This window comes from Bradyrhizobium sp. LTSPM299, assembly GCF_000938235.1.
Lineage (GTDB): Bacteria > Pseudomonadota > Alphaproteobacteria > Rhizobiales > Xanthobacteraceae > Bradyrhizobium.
Genome location: NZ_JYMU01000013.1, coordinates 416619 through 429905 on the forward strand (window position 1 = coordinate 416619; position 13287 = coordinate 429905).

General features: G+C 64.1%; 12 protein-coding genes, 1 other RNA gene and 1 pseudogene. 8 read left to right on the forward strand and 6 right to left on the reverse strand.

The window, feature by feature from the left end; all coding sequences use genetic code 11:
* Positions 1–168 precede the first annotated feature (168 nt).
* Positions 169–3894, forward strand: coding sequence for an AsmA family protein (locus UP10_RS09940; protein ID WP_044587124.1), 3726 nt, complete (start codon positions 169–171; stop codon positions 3892–3894).
* Position 3895: 1 nt separating this feature from the next.
* On the opposite strand, the gene UP10_RS09945 is transcribed toward UP10_RS09940, so the two are convergent.
* From UP10_RS09945 to ssrA, 6 genes are all read right to left on the reverse strand, one after another.
* Positions 3896–4249: a VOC family protein gene (locus UP10_RS09945; RefSeq protein WP_044587125.1), complete on the reverse strand. Its 354-nt coding sequence runs from the start codon at positions 4247–4249 to the stop codon at positions 3896–3898.
* Positions 4250–4425: 176 nt separating this feature from the next.
* Positions 4426–4698, reverse strand: a complete 273-nt coding sequence (locus UP10_RS09950; protein WP_044536104.1) for a ribbon-helix-helix domain-containing protein — start codon at positions 4696–4698, stop codon at positions 4426–4428.
* Positions 4695–4883, reverse strand: coding sequence for a DUF4169 family protein (locus UP10_RS09955; protein ID WP_044536105.1), 189 nt, complete (start codon positions 4881–4883; stop codon positions 4695–4697). The genes UP10_RS09950 and UP10_RS09955 overlap by 4 nt, the downstream gene beginning before the upstream one ends.
* A gap of 280 nt (positions 4884–5163) precedes the next feature.
* Entirely contained in the window at positions 5164–6603 is a 1440-nt protein-coding gene (gene fumC / locus UP10_RS09960) for a class II fumarate hydratase (protein ID WP_044587126.1), read from the reverse strand.
* A gap of 182 nt (positions 6604–6785) precedes the next feature.
* On the reverse strand, positions 6786–7316 hold the full coding sequence (locus UP10_RS09965) for an SspB family protein (protein WP_044587127.1): 531 nt from the start codon (positions 7314–7316) through the stop codon (positions 6786–6788).
* Positions 7317–7481: 165 nt separating this feature from the next.
* Positions 7482–7851, reverse strand: a transfer-messenger RNA (tmRNA) gene (gene ssrA, locus UP10_RS42535).
* Between the two features lie 77 nt (positions 7852–7928).
* On the opposite strand from ssrA, the pseudogene UP10_RS09970 reads away from it, so the two are divergent.
* From UP10_RS09970 to UP10_RS10000, 7 genes and pseudogenes are all read left to right on the forward strand, one after another.
* A pseudogene (locus UP10_RS09970) lies at positions 7929–8539 on the forward strand (chromate transporter).
* Positions 8536–9069, forward strand: a complete 534-nt coding sequence (locus UP10_RS09975; RefSeq protein WP_044587128.1) for a chromate transporter — start codon at positions 8536–8538, stop codon at positions 9067–9069. Before UP10_RS09970 ends, UP10_RS09975 begins: the two are co-directional and overlap by 4 nt.
* An 86-nt stretch (positions 9070–9155) precedes the next feature.
* Positions 9156–9656 (forward strand): tripartite tricarboxylate transporter TctB family protein, encoded by a 501-nt coding sequence (locus UP10_RS09980; RefSeq protein WP_044536110.1) that lies wholly within the window; start codon positions 9156–9158, stop codon positions 9654–9656.
* A gap of 7 nt (positions 9657–9663) precedes the next feature.
* On the forward strand, positions 9664–11178 hold the full coding sequence (locus UP10_RS09985) for a tripartite tricarboxylate transporter permease (RefSeq protein WP_044536111.1): 1515 nt from the start codon (positions 9664–9666) through the stop codon (positions 11176–11178).
* Between the two features lie 197 nt (positions 11179–11375).
* Positions 11376–12170, forward strand: a complete 795-nt coding sequence (locus tag UP10_RS09990; RefSeq protein WP_044587129.1) for a thymidylate synthase — start codon at positions 11376–11378, stop codon at positions 12168–12170.
* Positions 12171–12189: 19 nt separating this feature from the next.
* Entirely contained in the window at positions 12190–12675 is a 486-nt protein-coding gene (locus UP10_RS09995; RefSeq protein WP_044587130.1) for a GNAT family N-acetyltransferase, read from the forward strand.
* Entirely contained in the window at positions 12675–13187 is a 513-nt protein-coding gene (locus tag UP10_RS10000) for a dihydrofolate reductase (protein WP_044587248.1), read from the forward strand. Before UP10_RS09995 ends, UP10_RS10000 begins: the two co-directional genes overlap by 1 nt.
* Positions 13188–13287: the final 100 nt, after the last annotated feature.

Below are 13287 nucleotides of genomic sequence, written 5' to 3' on the forward strand. Positions count from 1 at the left end.
GTCGCGATCCCGCCGCGCACGCGCTGTTGAGCGGAAAACGCCGTCCGGCCTGAAGTCACAGCAGCAAAGCTGCTGTGACTTCGCCATACTTGTCTCTATATATTGAGCTGCTCCGGTTCAGGCTCGGCGTAGGCACGCTGCCGCGGAGCGGGCTCAAAGGGAGACACCGTGCAGACGACGCTGCTCGGCCTGGCAATCGCCTTCATCCTTGCACTGGTCGCCGCGCTGGTCGGTCCGTACTTCGTCGACTGGAACCAGTTCAGGCCGCAGTTCGAGGCGGAGGCGAGCAAGATCATCGGCGCGCCGGTCCGCGTTGCCGGGGACCTCGACGCGCGCCTGCTGCCGGCGCCCTCGCTGCGGCTGAAAACGGTCACCGTCGGCGGCGCCAACGACCTCGGCAAGGTCCGCGCCGCCAAGCTCGACGTCGAATTCAGCCTGAGCTCGCTGATGCGCGGCGAGGTGCGCGCCACCGAACTCACCATCAATGGCGTGTCGCTCGATCTCGGGCTCGACCCGAAGGGACGGATCGACTGGCCCACCTCCAGCGGCACCTTCAATCTGGCGTCGCTGGCGATCGACCGGCTCAATCTCACCGGCCGCCTCGCGCTGCACGATGCGGCGAGCCGCGGCACGCTCGAACTGAGCGACATCGCCTTCAGCGGCGACGTCCGCTCGCTCGCCGGCGCGATCCGCGGCGACGGCAATTTCATGTTCGATGGCAATCGCTATCCGTTTCGAGTCTCGTCGGGGCAGGGACCCGACGGCAACGGCACGCGCCTGCATCTCAGCATCGATCCGGGCCAGCGCCCGATCTCGGCCGATCTCGACGGCGTCCTGACCTTCGAGGCGCGGGCGCCGCGGTTCGAGGGGGCGGTGATGCTGGCCGGCACGCCTGGCCAACGCGGTAGCGGCGATCAGCCGGCATGGCGGATCGCCACCAAGGTCAAGACCGACTATTCGGCGGCCCGCCTCGACCAGGTCGAGGTGAGCTACGGCGCCGAGGACCGCGCGCTGAAACTCGCAGGCTCCGGCGATATCCGGTTTGGCGCGGCGCCGCTGTTGCGCGCCTCGCTCTCGGCGCGCCAGCTCGACGCCGACAAATTCGCCGCCAAGGATACGAACAAGGATGCGAGCAAGGATGGCAAGGACGGAAATGCCGAGCCGGCCCGCGTGCTGCCGGCGTTGCGCGCATTCGTCTCGGGCCTCCCACAGAGCCCGATCCCGGCGCAGGTCGAACTGGCCACCGAGCAGGTCATGCTCGGCGGCCGTCCGCTGCAGGACATCTCGGCAGAACTGCATTCGGACGCCAAATCCTGGACGGTGCGCCGGCTGGAGTTCCGCGCGCCGGGCGCCACGCGGGTCTCGATGAGCGGCGCCAGCGCGCAGGCGGGCGCGTCCAACAGCTTCAAGACCGCGCTCGATATCGAATCGTCGGATCCCGACGCGCTGATGACCTGGCTGCAGGGTCGTGGTGACATGGCCTATCGCAGCCAGAAGCCGCTGCGGCTGCGCGGCGACGTCACGGTGTCGCCGGCGGGCTTTGCGATCGACGCCATGAAGGCAGAGATCGAGGGCGGCGCGGTCGAAGGCCGTGTCGCGGTCTCGCATCGTGAGGCGAGCACCGGATCGAAGGTCGAGGCGCAGTTGAAGGCTGACAGGCTCGATCTCGACGCGACCGTGGCCTTCATCCGTTCGCTGGCCGGCCCGCAGGCCGAATGGCCCGACGAGGCGCAGCTCTCGCTCGATATCGGGCGTGCCATGTCCGCGGGCCAGGAATTGCGGCCGCTGGTCGCGAAGTTCGCCTATAGCCCGAAGGACATCGTGCTCGAGCGTGTGCAGATCGGCCAGCCCGACAATGTCACGCTGGACGGCAGCGGCAATTTCGACCGCATCAATGCGACCGGCAGACTGGCGATTGATGCGACCGCCGCGTCGCTCGGCCGGCTTGCCGCGATTGTTCAGCCGTTCGCGCCGTCATTCGCCGCGCGGCTCGGCGGACCCCGGGCCGATGCCGGTCCTGTCCACGCAAAGCTTGCGCTCGATCTCAGCAAGGGCAAGGGACAGGCTGCCGATCGGAGCAGTGCGCAAGCAATGCTCGATCTCGATGCGCCTCAGGTGAAGGGACGCACCGTGATATCGGCGATGCCGCCGACCGCTGCGATCCGCGCGCTGGATCTCGACGCGATTGGCCGCAGCGACATTGCGGCGGAGGCCAAATTCTCGGCTGGCGAGGGAAACGCCCTGCTGGCGTTGCTGGGCCTTGATCGTGCAATCGTAGCCGGTGCCGGCCCGGCGCAGTTCGAGGGGACCGTGAACGGCGCGTGGCGCGCGCCGTTGCGGCTGAAGGCCAGGCTCTGGGGCGCCGGACTTGATGCGGATGCCGATGGCACTGCCGAGCCATGGGCAAAGGACGCCAAATCGAGCGTCAGTCTGCGCGTCCGCAGCGCCGACATCAGTCCGCTGCTCGATCTGAAACCGCCTGATCAAGCCGGAAACATCCGCCTGTCGTCGCGCGTGACGCTGGCCGGAGACAGACTGACCTTCGACGATCTCGACAGCATCGTCGCCGGCTCGCGGCTGCGCGGGCGGCTGGCGCTGACGCTCGCCGACGAGAAGAGCATCGAGGGCGAACTCGGCCTCGATCAGATCGCGCTGGCGCCGGTCTTTGTGACCGCGATCGGCGCTGCAGGGCATGATGCGACCGAGCCGCTCGGCGCGGGGCTGACCAGGGGCTGGCGCGGCAAGGTCACGTTCGAGGCGCTTCGCGGCGCGCTGCCGGGCGGCGCCGAACTGCAGCCGGTCAGCGGCACTATCAAGTCCGACGGACAGTCGCTGACCTTCGATGGCATCAAGGGCAAGATCGGCGGCGGCGAGGCGACTGCTACCGTCGACGTGCGACAAGGCGCTAATGGACTTGCGCTGAATGCGAACGTTCAGCTTTCGGGCGTCGACGGTTCGGCGCTGCGCTATCGCGGCCTGTCGATGCCCAAGGGCCGCGCGTCGATGCAGATGACCGTGTTGAGCCAGGGCCGCAGTGCTTCCGCACTGACGGGTGCGCTCTCCGGCAGTGGCACCGTCACGCTGGACGGGGTGACGCTTGCGGGTCTCGATCCACGGTCGTTCGAGGTTGCGATCCGCGCCAGCGACTCCGGACAGGCGACCGACGACGTCAGGCTGAAGCAGATCGTCGAGCCGGTGCTGGCGGGCGGCACGCTGTCGATTCCGTCCGCGCAGATTCCCTTCAACATCCGTGACGGCCGCCTCCGCGTCGGCGCCACCACGCTGGCGGCCAACGGCGCCAATGCGACCGTATCGGGGGGCTACGACATTCCGGCCGACCAGGCTGACATTCGTGCCGCGCTGGCATCGACGCTGATCGGCACGGCCAACAATCGTCCGGAGATCCAGATGCTTGCGGTCGGCACGCCCGACGGACTGACGCGCAGCGTCGACATCGCGGCATTGTCGTCGTGGCTCGCGGTGCGTGCGATCGACCGCGAAACCAGGCGGCTCGATGCGATCGAGCGCGGTGAGCCGCCGCCACCGCCGGAGCCGATGCCGGCGACGATTCCGCAGCCCAGCGCGCCCGCAACCGAGACGCCGAACGCCAATTCGGCGCCGGTGCCTCCTGCGGACGTGCCGCTGCCGCGCCGCGTGCCGCCGAAGCCGAAGATCGTGGCGCCGCGTCCGCCCATCGTCCCGCCGGTGGCCGCAGCGCCTGCGCTTGCCATTGCGCCTCCTGCACCGATTGCGAGCCAGTCGCAGGTCACACCCTTGCCGCCGCCGATCGAGGTCAAGCCGCTGCCGGGCGCAGTGAAGCCGAAGCCGCGTCCGCCCCTGTCACTGACGCCGCAGGTCGCCAATCCGCCGCCGCGGCCGGCGATACAGAATTAGCTTACGGCTGGTGCTGGAGAATATTGACGAGCTTGCCAAAGGGATCGCGGACGAAGAAGCGCCGCACGCCCCACGGCTCATCCGCCGGTCCGTATTCGATCGCAATGCGGGCCGTCGTCACGCGACGGAGCGCGTCGTGGAGATCGTCGACCTCGATCGAGAGATCAGGCACGGGCGTGCAGGAGCCGCCTTCGGATGCGAAGCTGATTTGAGCCTGCATCGTTTCGGAAGAGCCATAGGTCGCGATCCATCCGAAATCCATCAGCGGCTCGAGCCCCAGGATGTATTGATAGAATGTCTTCGCTGCCGCCACGTCAGTGGCGGCAATGTTGGCGACGATGCGTTTGACTTTCATGCTGATATCCGCGCGACGATACGATCGCCCGCTCTATAGCATAGCGGCGATCGGTCGCGGGAAGCGGAGAGGCCGTCAGAGCGTTTTCCAGCGAAGTGGCCGCCGGTTCGCGGGAAGAAAACGCGTCAAAACAAAAATCTAGAGCCCGTTCCGATTCCATCGGAACGGAAAGGGCTCTAGGCCTGCTGACGCGTATCGACGGGCTGCAGCCTTGCCTCCGGCACGGCCGGTGTGGCGCGCGAGCGGAAATAGTCCAGCACGAAGAGGCGGATCGCGGAGGAGAGATTGCCCTGCTGGCGATTGCTGTCGATCTCGCCGACCAGTTCCGACAGCGTCATGTTTCGCAGACCGGAAATCTCCTTCATTCCGTTCCAGAACGCCTCTTCAAGACTGACGCTGGTCTTGTGTCCGGCGACGACAATCGAACGTTTGACGACGGGAGATTTCATGATGCGTCTCCGCCGTCGATGCGATGTTGCTCAAGCTGACGAGCGTTGTGCTCGGCAAGATGTTCATCGCGCGCGCGTTCAGACTTGGTGCGACCAAATAGCGCACGATTTGTTTCGGCCTGCTTCGCCACTTGTTCGCGCTCGCCCCGCTTCTTGAATCGTTTCAGATTGACCACGTCGCCCATGCTCGTCCCTCATCGTCCCCTTATGCGAATTGGTGATGCATCGTGACGAACGCAAGAGTGGTCGCGCTGCGCGCCTGGCTCGATATCCATCCAGAATCCCCGGTTGATGCCTCGTGATAGCATCAAAGAATCAGTTTCGCTCTGCGAAAACTTGACATCTGTCTTGCTGTAACATGCGTCAGCGCGGAGCCGATAGATGACCGGCCTTAGTCTTTAGGCGTTATGATCTATAATTATATCACGCAGGTTGTCTGCAATTGTCCGGACAATGATCATGCACTCAGCCCGGGTGTGTCATTTTGTCCGGCTGCACGAGCCGATCAAATTCATCTGCAGATACAAAGCCGAGCCGCAAAGCTTCTTCCTTCAGCGTCGTTCCGCGCGCGTGCGCAGCCTTGGCGACCTTGGCCGCATTGTCGTAGCCGATCTTCGGCGCGAGCGCCGTCACTAGCATCAGCGAGCGCTGCATCAACTCGCTGATGCGCTTTTCGTCGGCGCGTATGCCGGCAACGCAATGCTCGGTGAACGAGCGGACGACATCGGTCAGCAATTGGATGGAATTCATCATACAATATGCCAAAACGGGCTTGTACACGTTGAGCTCGAAATGACCCTGGCTGCCGGCGATCGTGATCGCCGTCTCGTTGCCGAACACCTGGCAGCAGACCATGGTCACCGCTTCGCATTGGGTCGGGTTGACCTTGCCCGGCATGATCGACGAGCCCGGCTCGTTCTCGGGCAGGATCAACTCGCCGAGGCCCGAGCGCGGACCGGATCCGAGGAAGCGGATGTCGTTGGCGATCTTGAACAGACCGGTCGCCACCGAATTGATCACACCGTGAACCAGTACATAGGCGTCGTTCGAGGCCAAGGCCTCGAATTTGTTCTCGGCGCTGGTGAACGGCAGCCTGGTGATCCTGGCTGCGTGCCTGGCAAAGGTCTTGGCGAATCTCGGCTTCGAGTTGAGGCCGGTGCCGACCGCGGTGCCGCCCTGCGCCAGCGGAAACAGATCCTTCACCGCCACCCGCAGCCGTGCGATGCCGCTCCCGATCTGCGCGGCGTAGCCTGAGAATTCCTGGCCGAGCGTCAGCGGCGTCGCATCCTGGGTGTGGGTGCGTCCGATCTTGACGATCCCGGCGAACGCCTTCTCCTTCTTGCGCAGCTCGCGATGCAGTTCGGTCAGCGCCGGAATCAGATCGGCGATGATCCGCGTCGCCGCCGCGATATGCATCGCGGTCGGGAATGAATCATTCGACGACTGGCTCATGTTGACATGGTCGTTCGGATGAATCGGCTTCTTGGTGCCGAGTTCGCCGCCGAGCGTCTGGTTGGCGCGATTGGCGATCACCTCGTTGAGGTTCATGTTGGTCTGGGTGCCGGAGCCGGTCTGCCAGACCACCAGAGGGAAATGATCGTCGAGCTTGCCCTCGATTACCTCCTTGGCGGCGCGAACGATGGCGCTGGCGCGGCGCGCATCGAGCAGGCCGAGATCGCGATTGGTCTCTGCGGCCGCGAGCTTGACGATGCCGAGCGCGTGAACGATCGCGATCGGCATCCGGTCATGGCCGATCTTGAAATTTTGCCGCGAGCGTTCGGTCTGCGCGCCCCAGTAGCGGTCGGCGGGCACGTCGATTGGACCGAAACTGTCGGTCTCGCTGCGGGTGGTGGTTTTGGTAGTCGTTTTGGCGGTTGTTTTGGAACGTGTCGTTGATCGAGCCATGGATGGTTTCCGTGCGTCACGATAGCGTGATCCCGCAATGGGCCGGTCCCGCGCGACAACGCGACGTCGCGCGAAAGCTCATGCCCATGCAGAAGATAGTCCGGGATGACGATCTGTCATCCTGATCTTCGCAAGCACCCTACAAGGTCGAGGTTTGATCCGCGCTTAGATTATTTCTTGGATTATTTCTTGCGGAAACGATCGAGCCGCACCACTTCGGCGCCTTCGCTGGGCTTCGCCGGCTCGTCGTCGGTCTCGGCGGCCCTGGTCTCGGCCGCTGCCCGGAGCGGGGGCGCGGGGAGGGAGGTGGCCGGCGATGCAGCCGGCACTTTGGCCGGGGACTCTTCGACCGCTGCGTCTGACACATCGAACAGCAGATCGAACGGCGCGGACGGATCGAGGAAGCGCGTGACCGAGGCGAACGGCACGGTCAGCCGCTCGGGAATTCCGCCGAACGACAGGCCGACCTCGAAGCGTTCCTCCGTCACCACCAGGTCCCAGAACTGGTGCTGCAGGATGACGGTCATTTCCTCCGGATATTGCGCCAGCAGCCGCGGCGAGATCTTCACGCCATCGGCGGTCGACAGGAAGGTGATGTAAAAGTGGTGCTCGCCCGGCAGGCCGTGTTCGGCGGCGTCGGTCAGAACCCGGCGCAGCACCCCGCGCAGCGCGTCCCGCGCCAGCACGTCATATCGGATGTGATCGGTCGCCATGGTGATCCTGTCGCTTTCGAAAATAATGCCTGGCTCGGCAGCGCCGCCGGACCGCCCGACTCGCCCCTTTGAGCCATGCTACCCTGCCGGGAGCCGGAAATCAGCAGGGGCGGCGCCGGAAATGTGGGCGGGAAGCGCCGGGTCTGGAATCCGGGTCTGGAATGAAGTGGAGGCTTCTGTTGCCAGGTGCCTCCGAACCCCGCCTAACGGAGCTTAACCCGTTAGGACTTTAAGTGTGGTCTTTCAAACTGCGTTACGCAGCCTGAGCAACCGGAGCAAAGTTGTCGTTGGCAACTATTGCATTAGCCCGATAACGGCGGAACCATACCGAGAAAAAACACGCCCTTTACGCCCTCGTCGATCCTATTTCGCCCCCGCCGAAAGCCACCCCATGATCGGTCGGTCAGGATGGGTTTTGGTGGAGGCGCCGGGTACCGCCCCCGGGTCCGAATGGTTTATTGCGACGGCCATTTATTTCCATAGCCGGCGAACCGGCAGCCCCAATATAGGCGGCAACGCTGGAGAAAAATAGAGCCGATTCAGGGCTCTTGAGGTGTGAAAACACGCCGATTTGGGTTGGTCTGCGTCGTGCGGTCGTCCTAGATTTTGTTTATGCCTCCGGATTCCCAGCCGGTTGCCGTCCCGGCGCCGGACGTTCCCCCGTCATCTTCGCCCAGCCAGCCCGGCCTGTCCGAGCTGTTTTTTGCCTTTGCCAAGATGTCGCTGGCCGGCTTCGGCGGGGTGCTGGTCTGGGCCCGGCGGGCATTGTCGAGCAGCACCGCTGGATGACGGCGGAAGAATTCAACGAGACCTTCGCGCTCTGCCACTTCCTGCCGGGGCCGAATATCGTCAATCTGTCGGTCGTGTTCGGTTCGCGCTTTCGCGGCATCGCCGGTGGCGTTGCTGCCTTCGCCGGCCTGGTCGGCCCGCCGATGGTGATCGCGACCATCCTCGCCGCGCTTTATGTGCGCTACGGTGAAATCGATGCGCTGCGCCGCACGCTCGCCGGCGTGTCCTGTGTCGCTGTGGGCCTCCTGCTCGCCGTCGTCTTCAAGATGATGACGCCGCTGCTCAAGCGGCGCGACGTCACGGGCCTCGTCGTCATGCTCGCGGTCTTCGTCGCGATCGGGCTGATCCGATGGCCGCTGCAGCTCGTGCTGCTGGTCGCGATCCCGCTCAGCCTTGCGATCACGATTCTGACGCGCCGCAAGGTCAAGGCATGAATACCGAGTCCAACCCGATCGCCATGCTGGTCTGGACCTTCGGCTTGATGTCGCTGTTTGCGGTCGGCGGCGCCAATTCGGCGATCCCCGAAATGCACCGCGCCGCGGTCGACGTGCATCACTGGATGACCGACAAGCAGTTCGCCGACGTCTTCGCTTTCGCGCAGCTGTCGCCGGGACCGAACGTGCTGATCGTGACGCTGATAGGCTATTCTGTCGCAGGCGTCGCCGGTGCATTGGCGGCGACGCTGGCGATGTGCGGTCCAACCGCGCTGCTTGCCTATTATGTGAGCCGTTTCCTCGAACGCTCGCGTCATGCGCGCTGGCCTGCGCTCGTTCAAGCGGCACTGGTTCCGCTGTCGATCGGCCTGATGGCGGCGAGCGGGCTGATCCTGGCGCGGACATCAGACCAAAGTTGGATCGCGGCGCTGCTCACCATTGTCGCAGCCGCGCTTGCGTTTGCGACGCGTGTCAATCCTTTCTGGCTGCTGCTTGCTGGCGGCATTCTGGGTTTTGCTGGCGTTGTCTGACGAAAATCGCTAGCAATTCCTTTGGCCAGCATCACGAGCCATCAAATCAGAACGGGCGGGCAAGCCTGCCGTGGGGGAGTGAAATCATGAGTGACACGCCGAGCGAGGCGCCGGTCAAATCGATCCTGCCAAAATGGGTCCGCGGCCCGCAGGATTTTGTCGGCGGGATCGCCTTGATGGCGATCGCCCTGTTTGCCCTGTGGGCGTCCAGCGATCTGCAGGGCATGCACGGATTTTCGTTCGGCGCCGGAACAGTGCCGCGCATGTTCGCGGTGCTGCTATTGCTGCTGGGCGGCGTCATCGCGCTGATAGGAGTCCTCAACGATGGCCCGCAGATCGGGACCTATGCATGGCGCGGGCCGCTCTTCGTCATGCTGTCGATCGTATTCTTTGCACTGGCGATCAGGCCGCTCGGTCTCGTCGTCTCCGCCTTCTCGTGCTTCCTGATCGCGGCACTCGGCTCGCATGAGACGAAATGGCTGGAGGCGATCATCGTCGGCGCCTGCCTGACGCTCGGCTGCGCGCTGCTCTTTCCCTATGTGCTGGGACTGCCGATGCCGATGTTCCCGCGTTTCCTGATCCAGTGAGGGCGTGATGGACCTCTTTGCCAATCTCGCCCTCGGTTTCGGCGTCGCCCTGACCCCGATCAATCTTCTGCTGTGCCTGATCGGCGCGCTGGTCGGCACGCTGGTCGGCGTGCTGCCGGGCATCGGCACCATCGCCACGGTGGCGATGCTACTCCCGATCACCTTCGGCCTGCCGCCGGTCGGCGCCCTGATCATGCTCGCCGGCATTTATTACGGTGCCCAATATGGCGGCTCGACCACCTCGATCCTGGTCAATATTCCCGGTGAAGCGACATCGGTCGTGACCACGCTCGACGGCTTCCAGATGGCCAAGCAGGGCCGCGCCGGCCCGGCACTCGCGATCGCCGCGATCGGCTCGTTCTTCGCCGGCTGCGTCGCGACGGTTTTGATCGCTGTACTAGGTGCGCCATTGACAAAACTCGCGCTGGCCTTCGGGCCTGCCGAATATTTCTCGCTGATGGTGCTGGGCCTGATCTTCGCGACGGTGTTGGCGAAGGGGTCGATCCTGAAAGCGATCGCTATGATCGTGTTCGGGCTGCTGCTGTCGATGGTCGGGTCCGACATCGAGACCGGCGCCTCGCGCATGGCGTTCAACGTTCCCGAGCTCGCCGACGGCCTCGGCTTTGCGACCGTAGCGATGGGCGTGTTTGGCTTTGCGGAAATCATCCGCAACCTCGACGCCGGCGCCGAGATGGACCGCGATCTGGTGCAGCAAAAGATCACCGGGCTGATGCCGACCAAGAAAGATTTGAAAGACTCGTTCCCTGCGATCGTGCGCGGCACGATCCTGGGGTCGATTCTCGGCATCCTGCCGGGCGGCGGCGCGGTGATCGCGTCGTTCGCGGCCTATACGTTCGAGAAGAAGATCGCCAAGGATCCGTCGCGCTTCGGCCGCGGCGCGATCGAAGGCGTGGCGGCGCCGGAAAGCGCTAATAATGCGGCGGCGCAGACCTCGTTTATCCCGCTATTGACGCTCGGCATCCCGCCGAATGCCGTGATGGCGCTGATGGTCGGCGCGATGACCATCCATGGCATCGTGCCGGGCCCGCAGGTAATGCAGAAGCAGCCAGAGCTGGTATGGGGCATGATCGCCTCGATGTGGATCGGCAATCTGATGCTGATCGTCATCAACCTGCCGTTGGTCGGCATCTGGGTGAGGCTGTTGCGGGTGCCATACCGGCTGATGTTCCCTTCGATCGTGATCTTCTGCGCGATCGGCATCTATTCCATCAACAACGCACCGGTCGATGTCGTCCTCGCCGGCGCGTTCGGACTGCTCGGCTATTGGCTGATCAAGCACGATTTCGAGCCGGCGCCGCTGTTGCTCGGTATGGTGCTGGGCCCGCTGATGGAGGAGAATTTGCGCCGCGCGCTTCTGATCTCGCGCGGCGACTGGAGCGTGTTCGTCTCACGGCCGCTGTCGGCGGTGTTGCTGGCGATCGCAGCCGGTTTGCTGGTGCTGGCGATCTTGCCGGCGCTGCGCGCCAAGCGCGACCAGGTGTTCGTGGAGTCGGAGAGCTGATCGCGCGGCGGCCGGCAAGTTAAGCAATGTAATCAAGTGGATAGACGAGGGGCGGAACGCCGGTTCCGCCCGCTTGTTGTTTGCGATTCCGTGATCATTTTTCCGGGTATAATCATCGCAATCAACCGAATCGGCGTGTCGATCGGCGGCCCAGGCCGCTAAATTCGTGATCTCCGACAAACCCCGAAGCCAGCGCCATGAACCAGTATCACGATCTGCTCGAACGCATCCTCGCCGATGGCGCCGAGAAACAGGACCGCACCGGCACCGGCACGCTGTCGATCTTCGGCCACCAGATGCGCTTTAACTTGGCGGCCGGCTTCCCGATGCTGACCACCAAGCGGCTGCCGCTGAAGGCGATCGTGCACGAGCTGTTGTGGTTCCTCGCCGGCGAGACCAACATCAAATATCTCAACGACAACGGCGTCACCATCTGGGACGAATGGGCCGACGCCAATGGCGATCTCGGCCCGGTCTACGGCTCGCAATGGCGATCATGGCCCGCGCCTGACGGCCGCAGCATCGACCAGATTGCCAATGTCATCGAGATGATCAAGCGCACCCCGGATTCGCGGCGGCTGATCGTCAGCGCCTGGAATCCGGCTGAGGTCGACAAGATGGCGCTGCCGCCATGCCACTGCCTGTTCCAGTTCTATGTCGCGAACGGCAAACTGTCATGCCAGCTCTATCAGCGCTCCGGCGACGTCTTCCTCGGCGTGCCCTTCAACATCGCCTCCTATGCGCTGCTGACGATGATGGTGGCGCAGGTGACCGGGCTGAAGCCCGGCGACTTCGTGCACTCGCTCGGCGATACGCATCTCTATTCGAACCATCTCGAGCAGGCGCGCCTGCAATTGACCCGGCCGACGCGACCGTTGCCGACGATGTCGATCAATCCCGATGTGAAGGACATCTTCGCGTTCCGCTACGAAGATTTCAAACTCGAAGGCTACGACCCGCATCCGCATATCAAGGCGGCGGTGGCGGTATGAGTGGCGGCGCGAGCGATTGATGTCTCTCACCATCCGCCGCGCGCGGCTCGATGAGGCCGGACTGGTGTTCTCGCTGGTCCGCGAGCTCGCTGAATACGAAAAGCTCTCGCACGAGGTTCACGCCAGCGAGGCCGACATCGCCGACGCGTTGTTCGGTGCCAGCCCGCGGCTGTTCTGCGACGTCGCCGAGTGGAACGGCGAGCCCGCCGGCTTCGCAGTGTGGTTCGTCAACTTCTCCACCTTCGCGGGCAGCCACGGCATCTATCTCGAGGATCTGTTCGTGCGCCCGGCGCTGCGCGGCCACGGCATCGGCAAGGCATTGCTGATGCACCTCGCCAAGCATTGCCTCGCCCAGGGGTGGTCGCGGCTGCAATGGGCGGTGCTCGACTGGAACGCGCCGTCGATCGCGTTCTACAAATCGCTCGGCGCCGAGCTGATGGACGAATGGACGATCTGCCGCGTCTCCGGTGCGGCGCTCACGGCGCTGTCGGAAGGCGCGCGCTGATGGAGATCGTGCTGATCGTCGCAGCCGCCGAAAATGGCGTGATCGGGCGCGACAACACGATTCCGTGGCGGCTGAAATCCGACCAGCAGCGCTTCAAGGCGATGACCTTGAACAAGCCTATCGTGATGGGACGAAAGACCTTTGAATCCTTGCGTAGGCCGCTTCCCGGACGAACCAACATCGTCGTGACGCGCGACGCGAACTACACGGCGCGCGGCGCGGTCGTCACGACATCGTTCGAAAATGCCCGTGCGGTCGCGCACGGCGACGCGTTGCGGCGTTTGGCCACCGAGATTGCCGTGATCGGCGGTGCGCAGATCTACGCGCAATGGATGGATGTGGCCGATCGGCTCGAAATCACCGAAGTGCATGCCAGGCCCGAGGGCGACACGCGCCTTGCCACAATTGATACGAAGGACTGGGAAGAGATCGCGCGGGTGCGAAATCCGGCCGGTCCTGACGACAGCGCCGACTTCTCCTATGTGACATATCGTCGGCGCAGCCAACGTTAACCAATGTTTGCATTGACAATTTTGCCCCGGCGCATAGCTCGTGCCGTCAGGAAGCTTGCGTTGTAAGGGCCTCGACGGTCCCCTATAACCGGGCCGGACA